Origin of the sequence: Acinetobacter sp. S4400-12 (assembly GCF_024129495.1) — a bacterium.
Lineage (GTDB): Bacteria > Pseudomonadota > Gammaproteobacteria > Pseudomonadales > Moraxellaceae > Acinetobacter > Acinetobacter lwoffii_C.
In genome coordinates this window covers 1-1,418 of the sequence record NZ_JAMXYB010000078.1, presented here as the reverse complement: position 1 = coordinate 1,418, position 1,418 = coordinate 1, and the positions used below count along the sequence as shown (strand labels likewise).

Sequence of the window (1,418 nt, the reverse complement as noted above, 5' to 3'; positions counted from 1 at the left end):
CCGCAGATTATGCATGAATATTGAAAATTCCTCGGTACAAATAAGCAGCAAAAAGTAGATCGTTTTTTGATTTATGAAAGAGATCTAATATTGAGACTATTAATCATTGGTACTATTGAGCATTCAAATGGTAAATCTTGATCAACTTATAGAACAACTGCGGAATATCCCAAAAAATATCCGCTATGTCGATTTACTCAAGCTTTGTAAGCAATATTTTGGTGAACCAAAACAAACAAGTAGTAGTCACACGGTCTTTAGAACACCGTGGTAAGGTGATCCTTGTATTAGTCTTCAAGATGGTAGCGGAAAAGCTAAACCTTATCAGGTTAGGCTAGTATTAGCTGCACTTGATAAACTTAAAACATTGTGAGGTGACAAATGGATAGCAAACAATATACTTATCGTGTTACATGGTTAGCAGAAGAAAATGAGTATGTCGGTCTATGTGCCGAATTTCCATCACTGTCTTGGCTTGATGCTGAACAACCTAAAGCATTTTCAGGGATTGTTGATCTTGTTAGTGAAGTTGTAGCAGATATGATCAGCAATAATGAGAAATTACCTGTACCACTTTCAGAAAAAAGTATAGCGGACGGTTTGCTATTCGTGTTCCATCAATAGTTCATCAAAAACTAGTACTTGAAGCTGCGGAGCGTGGCGTGAGTATGAGTCGCTTGGCGTCAGCAAAATTTGCTATGTAATTTTATATCTTAGTAGTCTACTAGCAATCAAAATGACTAGTAGGCCATCAACAAGAATAGATGGTCGGTTATCCAATAATTTGAATTCAAAATATATCTAACTATAAGTTTTAAAAATATTTTATTTTTTACTGGAAAAAATAAAAATAGGAGGATGAAATAAGGCAATCACTCACAATTTAACTATAAATTTAACGTAAAGTTGGCAAATCCCCAATAATGACTTCCACAATGCATATAATAATTGTTATCATTCTCATTTAAGTCGTTTAATAAATTTATAGATAGAATTTTCGATGATAAATAGCCCGAATATGCATGTAATAGCAACTGAAACAATGACTTCAACCACTCCATCAAGCCAAAATAAAGTTAAAGCAAATATACTGGCTTATCGTGGAATGATTTTATATCGCTTTATTTTGGCAGGTGTCGGTGGTTATATCCTTGCTTCACTGGCTGCTATCGTGATTGCCCAATTATTCATGGAGGCTGGAAGCAGTGCAGCCATGTCGGCCACCTTGATTGCTTTTAGCTTAAATACTGCGGCCTTTATTTGGGTATTTATGGTAAACAAGACTCTCAAAGCGACTCTCGGTATCCTGATTCCCAGTGTTTTGCTCGGTAATCCTCCCATAAATAACCGAAGTTAAAAGTAGAGGTTAAGCAGCCATTAGAGGTGGCTTTCCTTTGTTAGCTTGATGTGGTCTTTCA

3 protein-coding genes are annotated in these 1,418 nt (G+C 35.8%); all 3 read left to right on the top strand.

All coding sequences use genetic code 11. The features are described 5' to 3' along the window. Positions 1 to 381 precede the first annotated feature (381 nt). The 3 genes from NI461_RS13945 (at position 382) to NI461_RS13940 (ending at position 1,357) form a co-directional block, all read left to right on the top strand. The gene (locus NI461_RS13945) at positions 382 to 624 is read left to right on the top strand and encodes an antitoxin HicB (protein ID WP_228723965.1); all 243 of its coding nucleotides are present in this window, start codon (positions 382 to 384) and stop codon (positions 622 to 624) included. Continuing rightward, positions 561 to 704 (top strand): toxin-antitoxin system HicB family antitoxin, encoded by a 144-nt coding sequence (locus NI461_RS14350; protein ID WP_367273581.1) that lies wholly within the window; start codon positions 561 to 563, stop codon positions 702 to 704. The genes NI461_RS13945 and NI461_RS14350 overlap by 64 nt, the downstream gene beginning before the upstream one ends. Before the next feature lie 296 nt (positions 705 to 1,000). Beyond that, positions 1,001 to 1,357 carry a hypothetical protein gene (locus tag NI461_RS13940; protein WP_253157820.1) on the top strand — a complete coding sequence of 119 codons (357 nt, stop codon included), beginning with the start codon at positions 1,001 to 1,003 and terminating at the stop codon, positions 1,355 to 1,357. Positions 1,358 to 1,418 lie beyond the last annotated feature (61 nt).